This is a genomic window from Paenibacillus phocaeensis (assembly GCF_900021165.1).
GTDB classification, from domain to species: Bacteria; Bacillota; Bacilli; order Paenibacillales; family Paenibacillaceae; genus Fontibacillus; species Fontibacillus phocaensis.
This window is the reverse complement of the sequence record NZ_FCOQ01000012.1, coordinates 317,493-334,840: the sequence shown is the minus strand read 5'-3', so window position 1 is coordinate 334,840 and position 17,348 is coordinate 317,493. Positions and strand designations below refer to the sequence as shown.

At 56.3% G+C, this 17,348-nt stretch carries 14 protein-coding genes; 10 read left to right on the top strand and 4 right to left on the bottom strand.

Annotated features, from left to right (window positions below; all coding sequences use genetic code 11):
- Window positions 1-3 precede the first annotated feature (3 nt).
- The 7 genes from BN3795_RS06985 to BN3795_RS06955 all read left to right on the top strand — a co-directional run bounded on the left by BN3795_RS06985 (window position 4) and on the right by BN3795_RS06955 (window position 9,897).
- Window positions 4-1,815 (top strand): sensor histidine kinase, encoded by a 1,812-nt coding sequence (locus BN3795_RS06985; RefSeq protein WP_068783974.1) that lies wholly within the window; start codon window positions 4-6, stop codon window positions 1,813-1,815.
- Between the two features lie 2 nt (window positions 1,816-1,817).
- Window positions 1,818-3,347, top strand: a complete 1,530-nt coding sequence (locus BN3795_RS06980; protein ID WP_068783973.1) for a response regulator transcription factor — start codon at window positions 1,818-1,820, stop codon at window positions 3,345-3,347.
- Between the two features lie 130 nt (window positions 3,348-3,477).
- Entirely contained in the window at window positions 3,478-5,181 is a 1,704-nt protein-coding gene (locus BN3795_RS06975) for a type 2 periplasmic-binding domain-containing protein (RefSeq protein ID WP_068783972.1), read from the top strand.
- A gap of 78 nt (window positions 5,182-5,259) precedes the next feature.
- Window positions 5,260-6,225: an ABC transporter permease gene (locus BN3795_RS06970; RefSeq protein ID WP_068783971.1), complete on the top strand. Its 966-nt coding sequence runs from the start codon at window positions 5,260-5,262 to the stop codon at window positions 6,223-6,225.
- Window positions 6,226-6,227: 2 nt separating this feature from the next.
- Entirely contained in the window at window positions 6,228-7,184 is a 957-nt protein-coding gene (locus BN3795_RS06965) for a carbohydrate ABC transporter permease (protein ID WP_110945060.1), read from the top strand.
- Window positions 7,184-8,737 carry a glycoside hydrolase family 43 protein gene (locus BN3795_RS06960; RefSeq protein WP_068783970.1) on the top strand — a complete coding sequence of 518 codons (1,554 nt, stop codon included), beginning with the start codon at window positions 7,184-7,186 and terminating at the stop codon, window positions 8,735-8,737. The genes BN3795_RS06965 and BN3795_RS06960 overlap by 1 nt, the downstream gene beginning before the upstream one ends.
- A 176-nt stretch (window positions 8,738-8,913) precedes the next feature.
- Window positions 8,914-9,897: an aldo/keto reductase gene (locus BN3795_RS06955; RefSeq protein ID WP_068783969.1), complete on the top strand. Its 984-nt coding sequence runs from the start codon at window positions 8,914-8,916 to the stop codon at window positions 9,895-9,897.
- A gap of 150 nt (window positions 9,898-10,047) precedes the next feature.
- On the opposite strand, the gene BN3795_RS06950 is transcribed toward BN3795_RS06955, so the two are convergent.
- On the bottom strand, window positions 10,048-11,127 hold the full coding sequence (locus BN3795_RS06950; protein WP_068783968.1) for an anthranilate phosphoribosyltransferase: 1,080 nt from the start codon (window positions 11,125-11,127) through the stop codon (window positions 10,048-10,050).
- A 42-nt stretch (window positions 11,128-11,169) separates the two neighbouring features.
- A complete protein-coding gene (locus tag BN3795_RS06945; RefSeq protein WP_068783967.1) occupies window positions 11,170-11,775 on the bottom strand; it encodes an ANTAR domain-containing response regulator in 606 nt (201 codons plus the stop codon).
- Window positions 11,776-11,957: 182 nt separating this feature from the next.
- Here BN3795_RS06945 and nirB point away from each other — a divergent pair, with 182 nt between their 5' ends.
- From nirB to BN3795_RS06930, 3 genes are read left to right on the top strand one after another with little or no spacing between them, the layout of a single operon-like run.
- The gene (gene nirB, locus BN3795_RS06940; protein ID WP_332835593.1) at window positions 11,958-14,396 is read left to right on the top strand and encodes a nitrite reductase large subunit NirB; all 2,439 of its coding nucleotides are present in this window, start codon (window positions 11,958-11,960) and stop codon (window positions 14,394-14,396) included.
- Window positions 14,397-14,419: 23 nt separating this feature from the next.
- A complete protein-coding gene (gene nirD, locus BN3795_RS06935; protein ID WP_110945059.1) occupies window positions 14,420-14,734 on the top strand; it encodes a nitrite reductase small subunit NirD in 315 nt (104 codons plus the stop codon).
- A gap of 43 nt (window positions 14,735-14,777) precedes the next feature.
- Window positions 14,778-15,650 (top strand): formate/nitrite transporter family protein, encoded by an 873-nt coding sequence (locus BN3795_RS06930; RefSeq protein WP_068783965.1) that lies wholly within the window; start codon window positions 14,778-14,780, stop codon window positions 15,648-15,650.
- Between the two features lie 120 nt (window positions 15,651-15,770).
- Here the strand turns inward: BN3795_RS06930 and BN3795_RS06925 are convergent, their stop codons facing one another.
- Together BN3795_RS06925 and BN3795_RS06920 are read right to left on the bottom strand one after the other, a co-directional pair.
- Window positions 15,771-16,403, bottom strand: a complete 633-nt coding sequence (locus tag BN3795_RS06925) for a polysaccharide deacetylase family protein (protein WP_068783964.1) — start codon at window positions 16,401-16,403, stop codon at window positions 15,771-15,773.
- A gap of 88 nt (window positions 16,404-16,491) precedes the next feature.
- Window positions 16,492-17,346 (bottom strand): SDR family oxidoreductase, encoded by an 855-nt coding sequence (locus BN3795_RS06920; protein WP_068783963.1) that lies wholly within the window; start codon window positions 17,344-17,346, stop codon window positions 16,492-16,494.
- Window positions 17,347-17,348 lie beyond the last annotated feature (2 nt).

Sequence of the window (17,348 nt, the reverse complement as noted above, 5' to 3'; positions counted from 1 at the left end):
AGCATGAGAGGATGGAGATTCCGGGGGAAAATCAACGATATTCCGCTGAACACAAAATTTTTGCTGATCTACCTGATCGGCGTGCTGCTGCCGATTCTGGTCCTTAACCTGATGTTTATGGGGCGGATGAGCGAATTCATCAAAGAACGCGAGGAGCAGAACCTGGAGATTTCCATGGAGCGTGCCCGGAAGGATATTCACGACTTCATCGATGGCGGAGTGGCGATCAGTCATGCGCTGAACACGGATAAGACGCTGTACGAGAAGATGGATCAGACTTACTCCGACCCGCTCGATTTCTACGAGACCTTCGATGAACAGCTTCGCAACCGGGTGACCAGCTACATTCCGGTGAACAATCAGATTCTGCGAATCGGGATTTACACGGCCAACCCGACGATTATCCCCGGGGGCAATTATCATTTGATCGACGACGAGGTGAGGAACAGCGAATGGTATAAGATCTGGAGAAGTTCGTCCGATCCCGTAGTCGTCGCAGCGTACCGCGCCACTCAAGTGAATAATCAAGCCAACCTTGGGCCTTATTTCAGCGTGATCGAGAAGATGGATTACTACGATACCTACAATACATTCGACAAGCTGCTGCGGATTGATATCGACCTTAGTAAAATCTACGACGTTATCGTACGGGAACAAGACTACCTGGACTTATATTTGGTCAATGGGAACGACGAAATTATCGTGTCGGCGGACAGCGGGTACCGGCAGGCCGCGAGCGGGGATTATCCCAAGTTCGCCCTGTCGGCCGAGGATCGGGAGAAGGGCGTAGAGTCCATAGCGATCGGCAATGCGAGATATGTGAAAGGTTGGCGGCTGATCGGCATTCCTCAGGGAACGCGGGTGTCTAAAGCCATGTACGATATGCGGCTGTTCGTCGGAGTGTTGGCGGCCGCGATCACCTTGTTCACGTCGCTTTTTATCTACGTGATGCTGAGATCATACCACACCCGGGTGAAGCGGTTATCCCGCCACATGCAGAAAGTCACCAACGAGAAGTTCGATCTGATCAACATCGATGAAGGCCGCGATGAAGTCGGCGGCTTGATCCGCAACTTCAACATGATGACCGCTCGAATCAACGCCTTAATCAATAACGTGTATAAGCTGGAAATCCAGCAGAAGAGTCTTGAAGCCGAGCGGGTGCGGGCGGAGCTGAATTTCCTGCAGAGTCAGATGAATCCGCATTTTCTGTTCAATACGCTGAACGCCATTCTGGTCGTCTGTACGAAAAATCATTACTCCGATGTGACGGGCATCATTAAGAACCTGTCCGGGCTGCTGCGCCGGCTGCTGCGCTGGAAGGAGGACCTGGTCACGTTGGAGGAGGAAATTCGGTTTATTGACATGTATTTGAAAATCGAAAAATTCCGCTTCCGGGACAAATTCGAATATGTCTTCGATCTCGAGGAGGCGGCGCTGCACTATAAAATTCCGAAGATGAGCATCCAGCCGCTGGTCGAGAACGCCTGCAAGCACGGAATCCAAGCGGTTCAAGGCACAGGGCTCGTCACCGTGAAAGCCCGTGTGGAGGACGGCCGGCTAAGCATCGTCATTTCGGATAACGGCAAGGGGATCGAACCGGAACAGCTGCGGGAAATGCTGCTCACCGTACGAAGCGAGAATACGTCCGGGAACAGCATCGGCATCCGCAACGTGTATCGCCGGTTCGAGCTGTACTACAACGATCAGGTTCGATTCAACATCAACAGCAAGCCGGGACAAGGTACGGAGGTGTCCTTCGAGATTCCGGTCAAGCTGCTACAACACCAAGAAGGGATAATCGGGGAGGAATAACCATGAAATTCAAGGTGTTATTGGTGGATGATGAGCCGGCGGCGCTGGAGGGAATGCAGCTGTGGATCAACTGGGAGGAGCTTGGCTTCGAGGTTTGCGGAACCAGCAGCAACGGTGCGGAGGCCCTGGAGAAGATGGATGAACTCCAGCCCGATCTGGTCGTCACGGATGTGCGGATGCCGGTGATGGATGGTCTGGAGATGATTGAAGCTTGGCAGAAGCAGCATACCCGGCAGGTCAGCTTCGTCATCGTCAGCGGCTACAGTGAGTTCCAATACGCGCAAAAAGCGCTCCGCTTCGGCATCACCCGGTACTTGCTGAAGCCGATCGACGAGGAGATCGCCGCGGAAGAACTGGGGGCGATCTATAAGGAGTTGATGGAGGAACAGGGGCGCCAGCGTATCCATCGGATCGCCTCTTATGAGGAAGCGGTTAACCTGCTCAAGAGATTTATGAACCAAACGTCAGGCCTTCCTTGGGAGACGGAGCGAATCGCCGCCCTCTCGAATCTCCGGGAGGCGTGGAATGTCTGTCTCCTTCAACCGAAGAGCAACAGCTTTGCGGAGGCGCGGGAGCTGACCGCCGCTTACGCCGGGGAACGGGAAGCGATGTATGTGATCGATCTGGATTTTGGCAGCCTTGCCCTGGTTTACGGATTCAACCCCGAACAGGATGGCCCGGACGGCCTTGCCCGGATTCGTGAATGGGAGAGCCGGTGCCGCCGTCTCGGAGCGGTGGCGGCCGCCGGCCAGGGGACGGCGAGCCTGCAAGGAATTGCGGAAGCGTACAGTCAAGCCCAGACGGCCATGGAGCACCATTTTTATGCGGATGAGTCTGGCGGGATCACCGTTTACCGTAATGTGGCGGGACTCTCGTTCCGCTGTCAGTACGACCAGACGGAACTGGCGGATCGAATCATCGGGGCGCTGCAACTGCTGGACAAATCCGGTTTGCAGGAAGGGTTGTCCCGGGCGGAGCGCCATTTCCGGGAGCATTTCCTCGCGCCGGACATCGTGCGTAAGTTCGTCATTCACTTGTCTTACCTCATGATCGAGCACCTGGAAGAAATGCCGGACAAGGCTGCGGAGCTGCAGAGCAAATACGACATTCCCGGAAATGCCTCGGCCATACCGGCTTTGCGGGACTTAATGGACCTTATCCATGCATTCGGTCAGGCATGCATCGACCTGCTCCTTGAAGACAAAACCCAACGTTCCCAGGGCGTCGTCCAGAACATCAACGCTTATATTCGGGAGCATTTCCGCGAGCCTTTGACAATCAAGAAGCTGGCGGAGGTGTTTTACCTCCATCCGGTCTATTTGGGCCAGCTGCTGCAGAAGAAGAACGGCGTTCATTTTAACGAAATGATCCATAATCTGCGCATTGAAGAAGCTGTGCGGCTGCTTGGCGACGGAAGCCTGAATAACAGCGAGGTGGCCGAACGGGTCGGTTACACGAATTATGGACAGTTTCTCAAGCATTTTGAGAAGAGATTACAAATGTCGCCTAACGAATACAGAAACAGGAACTGAAATTTTGAAGGTTAAAACTTTAATTGTGAACTAGTTACGGCTTGGTAGCACTCTTAGAATAAAAGATAAGTTGATGAAAGGGCTTTCAAATAGACCCGGGCGTCAACAAATCATTGCGGAGGTGCTTTACATGGGGGGCAAGACCAAATCAGTACTCCGGCTCAGCGTGATCCTGCTGTTATCGCTCAGCGTCATCCTGTCGGGATGCGGCGGCAATAACAACGCTACCCAAGCCGAAAACAACACCACGGATAATCAAGCAACAACCGGAAACAATGCCGGAGATAAGGTTGAACCGTTCGAAATTACAGCGTTTATCGGTGAAGCCGGCCAACAGCCGACACCGGACAACAAGATCTACAAGAAGATCAAGGATGAGCTTGGCGCAACGTTCAAATTCGAATTTCTCGCCGGGGACATTAACCAAAAGCTCGGCGTAATGATTGCGGGTTCCGATTATCCTGACATTATGACCGCCAACACGAAATTGACGGCGGCCGGCGCCTTTATTCCGCTGGAAGACCTCATCGAAAAGTATGCACCCAACCTGAAAAAGCATTACGAAAAATACTGGAACATGATGAAAGACCCGAACGACGGCCATATTTATACGCTGCCGAACTACGGGGCTTATAACGGGGAAGTCAGCTCGACCTGGTATTCGGGTCCGGCCTTCTGGATCCAAAAAGCCGTGCTGGAGGATGCGGGATACCCCAAAGTCAAAACGCTTGACGAATATTTTGACCTGATCGCCAAGTACAAGGAGAAAAACCCAACCATCGAAGGCAAGCCTACGATCGGTTTTGAAATTTTGAACTATGACTGGAGAAACTGGGGACTGTTCAATGCGCCTCAGCATTTGATCGGACATCCGAACGACGGCGGCGTTGTCGTCAAGGACGGCAAGGCCGAAATCTTTGCGGACAAGGATTATGCCAAGAGATATTATCAGAAGCTGAATGAGGTGAACGCTCAAGGATTGATCGACAAGGAAACGTTCACCCAGAACTATGACCAATATCAAGCGAAAATTTCCAGCGGGTCAGTACTCGGATTTTTCGACCAGCACTGGAATTTCCAAGACGCCGAGAACGTGCTGATTACGGCGAAGAAACATGAAAGAACCTATGTTGGCTTGCCGCTGGTTTTCGATGCCAGCATCACGGACCACTACCTGGATCGTCCGGCGCTGAATCTGAACAACGGCTTCGGGATCAGCGTGAATGCCGGCGAAGAGAAAGCCATCAAAATCCTGCAATTCTGGGATCGCCTGATTCAGGAAGATTGGCAAAAGATCATGTCCTGGGGCATCGAAGGCGAAGACTACATCGTCAACGAAGAAGGCCGCTTCATGAAAACGCAGGAGCAACGCGACCTGTTTACGGATGCAACTTGGAAGCTGGCGAATAAAGCCGATACGCTTCACAAATTCAGTCCGAAAATGGAAGGTTACTTCAGCGACGGCAATGCGACGGATGCCGCTGCTCAGCCTGAAGAATACAAGGCAGGTCTCGAAGAATACGATAAGAAATTCCTGGAAGCCTACGGCTTCAACAGTTATGTAGACTTCTTCACCCCAGCTCCGGAGAACGAAATCGCCTACCCGGCATGGTCTGTGGACCTGGTCGAAGGCTCCGAAGCGAAGATCGTCAATACCAAACAAAACGATCTGTCTACGAAATATTTGCCGAAGGCCATTTTGGCTAATCCGGCCGAGTTCGACAAGGTGTGGGATGAATACGTCGGAGAAATCCACAAGCTCAATATCAAAGCTTACGAAGACCGCATTAATGAAGTACTGCAATGGAGAATCGACAGCTGGACTGTGAAATAAGACAGGGATTCAATCGGGGAATGGAAGGCGCTAAGCCTTCCATTCTTCGAAATCATAGGCTTTGTGGGGAGAACAAATATGGATGAGACCTTAACGAACGAAACAATCGTCCCGAAAGCGAAAAAACGGAAAAAACAGCAGATAACCTGGTCCCTCATCAAAAGTCAGCGACAGTTGATTTTTATGTCGGTCCCGTTATTGGCTTATATCATATTATTTGCTTATGTCCCGGTGTGGGGCTGGACGATGGCGTTCCAAAATTACAAGCCGGCAAGAAGCTTTGGTCAGCAGGAGTGGGTGGGCTTCAAGCAGTTCAAGTTTCTGTTTACGGACGACAGTTTCCTTCGGGTGCTGCGCAATACGCTGGGGATGAGTATCATCAACCTGGTGCTGGGCTTTGTAACCGCGATTGCTCTGGCCTTGCTGCTGAATGAAATCAAGAAGATTTTCTGGAAAAGAACCGTTCAAACGATCTCTTATCTTCCGCATTTCTTGTCCTGGATCATCGTTACCGGAATCGTAGCCACTTCGCTCGCTTCAGATGGAATCGTCAATGATGTATTGATGCGGCTACATCTGATTAAGGAGCCGATTCTCTGGCTGAGTGAAGGCAAATACTTCTGGGGCGTTGTTGGCGCCTCCCACGTTTGGAAAGAGGTTGGCTGGAACACGATCATTTACTTGGCGGCGATGGCCGCGATCGATCCGGCGCTCTATGAAGCTGCGGATATCGACGGGGCCAGCCGTTATCGGAAAATGCTCCATGTCACGCTTCCCGGGATTAAGCCGACGATCGTCATTTTGCTGATCATGTCCATCGGCCATATTCTGGAGGCCGGCTTCGAGGTGCAATACCTGCTCGGCAACGGTCTGGTCGTCGATTGGGCGGAAACGATCGATATCTTCGTGCTGAAATACGGGATTGCCCAAGGTAACTACTCACTGGCCACAGCCGGCGGTATATTCAAAACGGTCGTTAGCGTAACCATGCTGCTCTTCGCGAACTGGATGGCCAAACGACTAGGGGAAGAGAGGCTGTTATAGAGATGGCAAACCAATCGATCAGCCCAGAGCGAGTACCAGCTGCCGCTGTGCGGAGTCGGATCGGAAGAGGCAAGCTGGAGCCGATTTTGTTTAATACCGTCAATACGATATTCATGATTTTTCTCGTAGTCGTGACGTTATATCCTTTTTTAAATACGATCGTCGTTTCGTTTAACGCCGGTAACGATACTATCCGCGGCGGGCTGTACCTCTGGCCGAGACAATTCACGCTGCAGAACTACAAGGCGATCTTCGTCTCCGGGACGATCTATGACGCTTTTCTGATCTCGGTGGCACGAACCGTGTTGTCTACGATCCTGAACATCTTCCTGACGACGATGCTCGCTTACACGCTCAGTCGGCGGGAATACGTATTCCGCAAGCCGATTACGTTTATCTTCGTACTGACGATGTACTTTAACGCCGGTTTGATTCCGGGATACTTCCTGATGAAGGACTTGCATTTAATCAACACGTTCTGGGTATACGTGGTCCCGTCGATGATCAGCGCATTTAACTTGATCGTCATTCGGACGTATATCGGCACGATTTCCGAAAGCTTGGTGGAGTCGGCGAGAATTGACGGCGCAGGCGATTTCAAGATCTTCTGGTCGATCATATTCCCGCTGTGCAAGCCGGTATTGGCTACAATCGCCTTGTTCGTTGCCGTTGGGGCCTGGAACTCCTGGTTCGACGCCTTTCTGTACACATCCTCGAGGCAGGAACTGAGCACCCTGCAATATGAGTTGATGAAATTGCTGTCCTCCAGCATGAACGCCAACAGCAATCCGGCTGTCGCCAACGGCGCCGGTATCACCCGGGATTCAGCTTCTATGGTTACTCCGTTGTCCATTCGGGCGGCGGTGACTGTTGTGGCTTCCGTTCCGATCCTGCTGGTGTATCCGTTCATGCAGAAATATTTCGTTGTAGGTCTTAACGTTGGGAGTGTCAAAGAATAATGATGAAACCCCCGGTATCATACACCAATCCGATTCTACCCGGATTTTACCCCGACCCGAGCATCACTCGGGCCGGGGATGATTTTTATTTAGTAAACAGTTCGTTTGAATATTTCCCCGGCGTGCCGATCTTCCACAGCCGGGATTTGATCCATTGGGAGCAGATCGGGCATGTGCTGGACCGACCAAGTCAACTCGATCTTCGGGATCGATTAAGCTCGGACGGCATCTACGCGCCCACGATCCGTTATCACGACGGCGTGTTCTACATGATTACAACCGACGTGCGGGGGATCGGCAATTTTTACGTAACGGCAACCGATCCGGCAGGCCCTTGGTCCGATCCGATCCCGATTCCGTATGGCGGCATCGATCCGTCCCTGTTCTTCGACGAGGACGGGAAGGTCTATGTGACTGCGCAGCAGGGGGCGGACTACGATTCTCATGCCATCCAATACGAAATTGATATTGCGACCGGCCAGGCGTTAAGTGAACCGGTGGTGATCTGGCGGGGCGACGGCGGGCCCTGGACGGAAGGGCCGCATTTGTACAAGATTCGCGGGATGTATTACATCATGACGGCTTCGGGCGGCACCGCCAAGGATCATCGGGAGATCATTGGCCGGGGGCCCGGTCCGTACGGCCCGTTCGAGCTCTATGCAGAGCCGATTTTAACCCACCGGAACATCGAGCACCCGATTCAATATTTGGGGCATGCCGATTTGATCGAGGACCCCAATGGCGATTGGTGGGCGGTCTTTCTCGGTGTTCGGCTGGTTGGCTCCGGCTACAGCGTGTTGGGCCGGGAAACGTTCCTTGCCCCGGTGACCTGGAACGAGGACGGCTGGCCGATGATCGACAACAACGAAGGCCTCGTACAGCTCCAAATGAGCATACCTCGGGTCCCAGGGGCGGGCGTGGGGGCTGAGGCTGGAGCTGAGGTCCTTTCATTGGCGGAGAGGGATGATTTCGATGGGGATTCGCTGTCCCCGGCCTGGACGTTCCTTCGCAATCCGGCGGAAGGCAGCTGGTCGCTGGACGAGCGCCCGGGATGGCTGTCCTTGCGCGGGCAAGCTGCGGGCTTAAATGACGTGGCCCCCGTCGCCTTCGTCGGGAGAAGGCAGCAGCGGGTCCAGGCGGAATGGAGCACGCTGGTGCAATTCAAGGGCATTCAACACGGCGAGGAGGCCGGTCTGTGTGCCCGGCGCGATGAGGCGGCCCATTATGAGGTGTATCTCACACGGGATGAGGGACAGAACAAGGTCGTTGCCCGGTTGACGGTTCGCGGAGAGACGCGAATTGCAGTGATCGTGCCGGTATTTACGGATCATGTGCATTTGAAGATTCGTTCGGACGAAAGGGCTTATACGCTTTATTATTCGCTGGACGGTCGGCATTGGACCGAGCTGGCTTCGGAGAGCGCCCTTGCCTTGTCCCCCGAGGATTACGTTCGCAAGATGTGTTTTACCGGCGTCGTAGTTGGTTTATATGCGGCGGGCAACGGGGCTCCTTGTTCGGCTCCAGCTTGCTTCGATTGGTTCAAGATTCGTTAAAGGCTGGATAAGCAGAGAAGGAAATCCGAACCGCTTGACATATGCCGTCAGGCTTTGTTCAACAGATATTTTCAGTGTAATATAGGAAGAGGTCCTTCTGGTTGGAAGGGCCTCTTTTGAAGCATGCAGAACCGGATAGGCACTTGGACAGATCAAACCTTGAGGAGGGAAGACCGATGAAATATCGGGAGCTCGGAAATACAGGATTGAAAGTCAGCGAGGTCAGCTTCGGGACCTGGGCCATCGGCGGCAGCTGGGGCAACACGAATGATGATGAGGCCTTGAAGGGCTTGGATAAAGCGATCGGGGAAGGCGTGAATTTCTTCGATACGGCGGACGTGTACGGCGACGGGCATGCGGAGCAGCTGCTGGCCCAAGCGACCAAAGGGAAGGAAGACGACATCTATATCGCGACGAAATTTTGCCGCGCCGGCGATATACATGACCTGGAGACGTATTCGGAAGCGCGGGTCCGCGCGTACTGCGAAGCCAGCCTGAAACGGCTGGAGCGCGAGCGCATCGACCTGTACCAGATCCATTGCCCGCCAATGTCCGTGCTTCAGGACGGCCGGGTGTTCGAGGTGCTGGACAAGCTGCAGGCGGAAGGCAAAATCCGCCATTACGGCGTCAGTGTGGAAACGGTGGAAGAAGGCTTGTTCTGCCTGGGCGTTCCCGGGGTTAAAGCGCTGCAGGTCATTCTGAACCTGTTCCGCCAGAAGCCATTGACCCAGCTGTTGCCGAAGGCGCAGGAAGCCGGCGTCGGCATCCTGGTTCGGCTTCCGCTGGCCAGCGGCCTGCTGACCGGCAAGTTCAAGCCGGACACCACGTTTGCCGCGGACGATCATCGCAGCTTCAACGCCAACGGCGAGCAATTCAACGTCGGCGAGACGTTTGCGGGCCTGCCGTTCGCCAAGGGCGTCGAGCTGGCGGCGCAGCTGGGCTGGATCGCCGAAGGCCGCGGGGATATGGCCCGTGCGGCGATGCGCTGGATTCTCGACCAGCCGGAGGTGACCTGCGTGATCCCCGGCTTCCGCAACGTGCGTCAAGTCGAGGACAACCTTGGCGCGATCGACGTGCCTTCGTTCAGCGCAGACGAGCTGAAGCGGTTGGCCCTCTTCTACCAAGAGGAAGTGGCGAAGCATATCCGCGGGGCGTATTGATTCTGACGGCGCGCAGGGATGTCAGGTGCGGCGTGGTAATCCCCTTATTTGCCGGTCGCGGCCATCCTTTTGGCGCTTTTCCCGGAAATAAGGTGAACATTTACCGCTATTTGTTACCGCGGCAACGAATAAGCCTCCCACCGCCTGGAATCAGGCTTGGTGGGGGGCTTGTGCGCGTTCTGCGGCGGCTGCTTGCTCCAGGCGCAGCATGTCGCGCCAGCTGCAGTACGTGGCCCAGGGTCCGCCGTCGTCCAGCAGCGCTTTGCAGGTATAGATGCCTTCCTCGACGGAATCGACGCGGCCGGCAAGCTCCAGGCGAACCGCACCGTTCAGCAGCACCTGATTCACGTAAGCCGGGTGCGCGCGGCCCTGCAGCACCTGTTCGGTAACCCGCAGCTGCTTGGCCGCAGTCCAGGCCGCATCATCTTCTTCCGGCAGCGGGGTGTCCAACCCGTAGGTTTCCGGGTCGATCACGTGCAGCCGGGCTTCGCCGCCGCCTACCGCATAGGTGCGCGTCGGCCGATCGATAAACAGGTCCTCCGAGCCCTGTGCCCCTTGCACGATCAACGCTCTGCGGTAATCCAACTGCTCGATCAGCTGGGCCATCCGGTCGAACACCGTGTTATGGTATACCCCGTACACCAAATAAGGCGAATCGCTGAAGTCCAGCAGCTTCTCGATGGTATTCAGGATCGTGCGCAAGCCCAGCTCCTCGCGGATGGGACGAAGCTTCGCTAGTGGCGGGCACCAGATCTCCGCCGGTACGAACCGGACCCCGGCAAAATCCGCCGGGCGAGCGGCTGGGGCCCATTCCATCAACCGGCTGTCAATCTCTAATTCGCCGAGCAAATCGGTCAGAGTCACGCCCCACTTGGGCGGAAGCGACGAGGTGCTGTGCAGGGTAACGGGAAGCCCTCCTGCAGCCAGCAGGAAAGAGGTGGCGAACGTTGCCATAAAGGAAGTGGTTCGGCCGTCATAAGGTCCGGCGCAATCCAGTCCCTGCGGAATCGGGGAGCGATGGGCATGCTTCCGGAAGACCGATACGAACGCCTTCAGCTCCTCCACGCTCTCCAGCTTAATCCGCTGCGCCATGAAGAAGGCGCCGATCTGTGCAGGTGTCGCTTGGCCTCCGATCATCCATTCGGCGGCTTCGCTCGCCTCCGCGTAAGTCAGGTCGCGGGCGCCTCTTTTGCCTCGGCCTACTTCCTTCAAAATTTCTGTCATCGTCATCAGGGCCCCTCCTTTATTGGTATCATTGGAATCCGATGCTACTCAAAACTTCAATTGCTGGTGGGCTTTGACGACGGAGGTCGCGACATCCACCATCCGTTTGCGTTCGTTCATCGCCCGTTTGCGCAGCAGATCGTATGCCTCGGCCTCGGACACTTTGTTGATGTCGCACAAAATGCTCTTGGCCATGTCGATCCACTTGCGTTCCTCCAACCGGGAAACCAGTTGGGCCCGTTCATCCAGCCACGTCCGGCGCTCAAAGAAATGCTTGGCGCCAAATTGCAGCGCCCAATGCAGCTCCGCTGCGGTCATGGAGGGGAAGAGCAGGCCGTCCACGGGGACCTCGGTTTCGCAAGCTTCGAGCGAGGAGCCGGCAGTGACGGAGCTGCACCACCATAAGAGCGGGAGCGGCTTCCACTGCAGGAGCAACGCGCCCCAGCGCTGCATGCCCTCGATCGGCATATCCAGCACCGCTGCGTCGACCTCCTTCATCCGCTTGCGGATTTGCGGTTCCTGGCAGGAGAGAAGGACCTGATACCCGCTCGCTTTGAGGAGGGTTTCGGGTGCAGCCAAGGGCAAAGTCTTCAGGGGATCTGCCGGGGCAGTCCCGGGGGCAGCAGCTTCGCGAATGACCAATAAGAAGCGCATCGAGAGGTGTTCCCTCCTATCCATAACAGTGTGTTCCAAATTCAAGCATGCTTGACATTGACATTAAAGCGCTAAAGGGATTGGACTCTCCAAGAGTAAGCGGTGGTGCATTGGAAAGAAAACCTCACATAAAATTTCAATTTTTAAATGATAAGTGTATTTTCTCGCCTTTTTTCTGAAAAATCAATACAAATGTCACATTGCTGATCGGGAATGGCATGGCGGGGATGCGAACGGTGGAGCATGTGCTGAAGCTGGCTCCGGAAGCGTATGACATAACGGTGTTCGGCGCGGAGCCGCATCCGAACTACAACCGCATTATGCTGTCTTCGGTGCTGGCGGGTGGAGCGGACCTGAAGGAGATCATTATCAATGATTTGGCTTGGTACGAGGAGAATAAGATCCGGCTGCATTTGGGCGATGCCGTCGTTCAAATCGATACGAAGAAACGCAAAGTCGTGTCCGCATCCGGGGTGGAGGCTGATTACGATGCGTTGATCCTCGCCACGGGTTCGAACCCGTTCCTCTTGCCGATTCCCGGTGCACGCAAGGAAGGCGTAATCGGGTTTCGCGACATCCGAGATTGCGAGCGGATGATGGAGGCTTCGCGCCAATATAAGAAAGCCGCGGTCATCGGCGGCGGCCTGCTGGGACTGGAGGCGGCTCGCGGCTTGCTGCATCTCGGCATGGACGTCTCGGTTGTGCACATTCATCCTTATTTGATGGAACGTCAGCTTGATGAACCGGCGTCGCGGATGCTGCAGCGCGAGCTGGAGACGCAGGGGATGAAGTTCCTGCTGCAGAAGCAAACGGCCAGGATTACCGGCGGACGGCGAGCCGAGGGGCTGGAGTTCGCAGACGGCAGCCGCCTGGAAGCCGACCTGGTTGTAATGGCCGTCGGGATCAAGCCCAATATTGAGCTGGCGACAGAAGCGGGGTTGGAGGTCGCGCGGGGCATCATCGTGAACGACTACCTGGAGACAAGTGCACCGGGGGTCTATGCCGTCGGGGAATGCGCCGAGCATCGCGGCATTGCCTACGGGCTGGTAGCGCCGCTCTATGAACAGGGCAGCGTGCTGGCCAAACGGTTGGCAGGCGCAGCCACAGCCGGGTATGAGGGCTCCGTGACTTCGACGAAGTTGAAGGTCTCGGGGGTGGATGTTTTTTCCGCCGGGTATTTTAAAGATGCTCCAGGGACGCGCTCGCTGCGCATCCAGGACGAATTGGAAGGCACGTACCGCAAAATCGTGCTGCAGGACGACAGGTTGATCGGTGCGGTGTTGTTCGGGGATACGACGGACGGCCCTTCGTTATTTGCCAAAATCAAAAGCGGCGAATCCGTGGCCGGGAAGGAGAAGGAGCTGCTGCTCGGGTATGCTCCGGGGCAAGCGGGGGCCGGAGCGGGAGCCTCCCCCAATGCCAGGCTGGCAGCGATGGCCGACGATGAAATCATCTGCGGCTGCAACGGCGTCGCCAAAGGCACCATCGTCGAAGCGGTGAAGGGCGGCTGCGCCAGCGTAGGCGAGATCAAAGCGTGCACGAAAGCGTCCGGCTCCTGCGGCGGCTGCAAGCCTCTGGTGGAGGGGCTGCTGCATCTGTACGCAGAGGGCGATGTCAAGGCTGTGAAAGAGGGCATCTGCGGCTGCACGCCGCTGGGCCGCGAGGAGATCGTGGCCAGCATCAAGGAGATGGGGCTCAAGAGTGTGCGCGAGGTCATGAACGTGCTGGAATGGCGCGAGCCGGAGGGCTGCTCCAAATGCCGCCCGGCGCTGAACTACTACCTGGGGATGCTGTGGCCGGCCGAATATGTGGATGAGAAAGAATCCCGCTTCGCCAACGAGCGGTACCATGCGAACATCCAGAAGGACGGGACCTTCTCCGTCGTTCCCCGAATCTACGGCGGGGTCACCTCCCCGGCTGAACTCAAACGGATCGCCGCGGTTGCGGAGAAGTATGACGTCCCTATGGTGAAGTTCACCGGCGGACAGCGGCTGGACCTGCTCGGCGTGAAGAAAGAGGATCTGCCGAAGATGTGGGAGGAGCTGGGGATGGCCTCCGGCCATGCGTACGGCAAAGCGCTGCGTACGGTGAAGACCTGCGTGGGCTCGACCTTCTGCCGGTTCGGCACCCAGGATTCCATTGGGATGGGCATCCGCTTGGAGAAAACGTTCGAACGCCTGAACACGCCGGGCAAAGTCAAGCTGGCGGTATCGGGCTGCCCGCGCAACTGTGCCGAAGCGACGATTAAGGATCTCGGCGTTGTCGCGATCGATGGCGGTTGGGAGATCCATGTCGGCGGCAACGGCGGTGTGAAGGTGCGGGCAGCGGAGCTGCTCTGCGTCGTGAAAACCGAAGACGAGGTCGTCGAATGGACGGCCGCGTTCCTGCAGCATTACCGCGAGCAGGCGAACTGGAACGAACGCACCGCGCAGTGGATCGAACGGGTAGGTCTGGACGCGATCAAGGCCGTGCTGGAACATGCGGATGAACGCCGGGCCCTGGCTGCGCGGATCGAAGAGACGCTGAGTCGGACGACCGATCCATGGAAGGAAATCATTGAAAATGAGGAACTGCGCAAGAACTTCGAACCGCTGCAAGATGTGCAGCTGCAAAATTCGTAATCTTTTCTGGGAGGGGAGTAACCATGATTACTAAAGTTCAGGTGGCCCGGTTGGACGATATTGACCGGCTTGGCTCGCGGACGGTGCTGGTCGAGGGGAGGGAGATTGCGATCTTCCGCCTCAGCGACGGACGTGTTCGCGCTCTCGAGAATCGCTGTCCGCACAAAGGCGGCAAGCTTTCGGAAGGGATGGTATGCGGCTCGAACGTGCATTGTCCCCTGCATGATTGGAAGATCCATCTCCACAGCGGGCGTGTCCAGGAACCCGATCATGGCGAGGTCACGGTTTATGAGACTGAAGTGGATGAAGCGACCGGGGTTGTCTATATTTCGCTGTAGCGATTAGAGTTCGCACCGTACATTAATAAGGAGGGGATGAACCATGGATTACGTCAAACCCGGAGAAGTGCTCGGAAATATGATCGAGACGGGGGAAAATAAAGCTGGCCTCAGCATTCAGCAACTGCTGGTCAAAGGGTTTTTGGGCGGGGCGATCCTTGCGTTTGCCACGACCTTGGCGTTCACCGCGACGCAGCAAACCTCGCTGGGGATCGTGGGGGCCGCGATTTTTCCGGTGGGTTTTGTCATCATCGTCTTGCTGGGCCTGGAGCTGGTCACCGGCAGCTTCGCGCTGATCCCGCTGGCGGTGCTGGAGCGGCGCGTCTCGTGGGCGCGGATGTTGACCAGCTTCGGCTGGGTGATTCTCGGGCATCTGATCGGCTGCGCTGTGTATGCCGTCCTGTATGGACTGACGATAACGAAAATGGGCACGGACCTGACACACCCGCTCGTGCAGGTGTTGATTCAGACGAGTGAAGCGAAGACGCTGGCCTACAAGCATATGGGAGGCAGTGGATTGGCACTGGCGGTCATCAAGGCGATTTTGTGCAACTGGATGGTGACGCTGGGCGTGGTGATGGCGATGACCTCAAAGTCGACGATCGGCAAAATCGCAGCGATGTGGCTGCCGATCTTGATTTTTTTCGCGCAGGGGTTCGAGCATGCCGTTGTCAATATGTTTGTAATCCCGGCGGGGATGCTGCTCGGGGCGAACGTCAGTTGGGCGGACTGGTGGGTATGGAATCAGATTCCCGTCTTGATCGGCAACTTCCTGGGCGGTGTCGTGTTTACCGGATTGATGTTATATGTTGCGCAAAAAGGGACCCTGCGGCGTAGAGAAGGGGGGCGGGCGGTTGTAACGGAAGCGGCCGAGCCGGACAGCCCGGCGTTGTCCGTGGCGGGGGAACGCCTATGACTAATGAGGGTCCGGGGACCCTCAACGGTTGCCAGTTTCCCGCCAAGCCGCCGTTGGAAGAAAAAAGGCCAAAAGGAGCGCATAATTGGCGCGGCCCTTTTGGCCTTTTTGTCGGGCGTCTTACGCTTCGGCAGCGCTCAACGCAAACAGCTCGCTGACCGTGACCAGCCGATACCCGGCGGCCGTCAGTTCAGCGGCCAGGATCCGCACGGCTTCAACGGTCTGGGAACGATCGTTGAAGCCGTCATGGAACAGCAGGATGCTGCCGGGGCGAACCTGTTCCCGCGTTTTTTCCACGATGTGCGCAACTCCGGGCATTTCCCAGTCCATCGCCGCGCCGTTCACCGCCCCGATTGCGGGATAACCGAATTCACCGGCGGTGATGGCGGCCACCTCCTCGGTGGTATCGATGTACGGCGGGCGGTAGACCTTGGGTTTTGCCCCGGTTACCTGCCGGATCAGCTCCTCCGTCAGTTGCATTTCCCTTCGGCATTCCTCCGGGCTGAGTTCGGGCAGGCGCGGGTGTGAATAGGAGTGGTTGCCGATCTCATGGCCTTGCGCATGGACGGCTTTCGCGGTTTCCATATCTTTCTCGATCTGCGTGCCGATCATGAAGAAAGTCGCCTTTCCTTGCACCTCCCGGAAGATCTCCAGGACCTGCGGAGTGTACAGCGGATTGGGACCGTCATCAAACGTAAAAGCGACGGCTTGTTCCCGGACGGGAATCTCAGTGATGACTTGAAATTTAGACATGAGTTCTTCATCTCCTTATAAAATAGCCACTCGGTTCCGTACTTTACTCTCGTTAGTGTCCACTTTCCCAGATCAGGCGAGCCTCCGCTTAGACTCCTGAATAAGCCATGAATCCGCCGTCGACCGGGATCACGGTGCCTGTAACGAAGCCGGACGTCTCGGCATCCGCCAGCCACAGCAACGTCCCCAGCAAATCCTCCGGCACGCCGAAGCGGCGCATCGGGGTATGGGTGATGATCTTATGCGAACGTTCGGTTAGCGATCCGTCCGGGTTTGTCAGCAAATTGCGGTTCTGCTCGGTCAGGAAAAATCCCGGCGCGAGCGAATTCACGCGAATGCCGGATTCCGCCAGATGCACGGCCAGCCACTGCGTCAGGTTGTTGACCGCCGCCTTAGCCGCGCTGTACGCAGGAACCTTCGTCATCGGGCTATAAGAGCTCATGGAGGAGATGTTGAGGATGGTTGCGCCGGGACGTCCGATCATTTTTTTGGCAAAAATTTGCGTTGGGATCAACGTCCCCGTGAAGTTTAAGTCGAGAACGCCGCGAACCCTCAGGATGCTCAGGTCAAAGAAACTGGTGACCTCGGGATTGGCGACATCTTCCGGCTGAAAAATTTCATTCGTCGTATTCGCGCTGGCATGGTTGCCGCCGGCTCCGTTGACCAGAATATCGCATGGGCCCCAAAGCTCCCGAACGGCGGCCTCCGCCGCCTTAACACTTTCGGCGTCCGTCACGTCGCAGGCGAATGCCGCCGCCGTGCCGCCGTCAGCGCGAATTTGGTCCGCCACAGCTTCGCCCTTGGCGAGCGTACGGTTGAGGATCGCCACCTTCGCTCCCTGGCGGCCCAGCTCAAGGGCCATCGCCCGGCAGAGGACCCCGGCTCCGCCGGTAATGACGGCGGTTTTGCCGGCCAATGCGGGATGTACTGGCAAGTTGCTCATCG